The organism is Aquitalea palustris (assembly GCF_003693445.1).
Taxonomy (GTDB): Bacteria; Pseudomonadota; Gammaproteobacteria; order Burkholderiales; family Chromobacteriaceae; genus Aquitalea; species Aquitalea palustris.
Genome location: NZ_RFAR01000130.1, coordinates 1 through 503 on the forward strand (window position 1 = coordinate 1; position 503 = coordinate 503).

Sequence of the window (503 nt, forward strand, 5' to 3'; positions counted from 1 at the left end):
CTGCGCCAGCAGGCGCACGATGTGCAGGCCAAGCAGTTCTCTGGTAGCGGCAGCGTGCGCAGCCTGCAAGCCGGTCAGTGGTTCCGCCTGGATGAACACCCGGCACACGAGAGCGACAGCAGCAAGCAGCGCGAATTCGTGGTGACGGGACAAACCTTCCGTGCCAACAACAATCTGCCGGGCGATCTGGCCAGCGGCCTGCGCGGCTTGCTCGGCACCGACAATGCTGCCGATTCGCAGAGCGGCAGCCCCTTCCAGACCCAGATCACCGCCCAACGCCGCGGCATTCCGCTTACCCCGGCCTATGCCCACAGCGCCCAGGCCAAGCCGACATCCAAAGGTGTGCAAACCGCCACCGTGGTCGGCCCGGCCGGCGAGGAAGTGCATACCGACGAACTGGGCCGCATCAAGGTGCAGTTCCACTGGCAGCGCGCAGACGAACACCCGAGCATCGGTGCCAATCTCGACGACCGCTCCTCCTGCTGGCTGCGCGTGGCCATGCC

1 protein-coding gene is annotated in these 503 nt (G+C 66.4%); it reads left to right on the forward strand.

Translation table 11 applies throughout. From position 1 onward, the window contains the following. Positions 1-503, forward strand: a 503-nt coding sequence (locus EAY64_RS19815) for a contractile injection system protein, VgrG/Pvc8 family (protein WP_255424559.1), incomplete at both ends; no start/stop codon positions are given.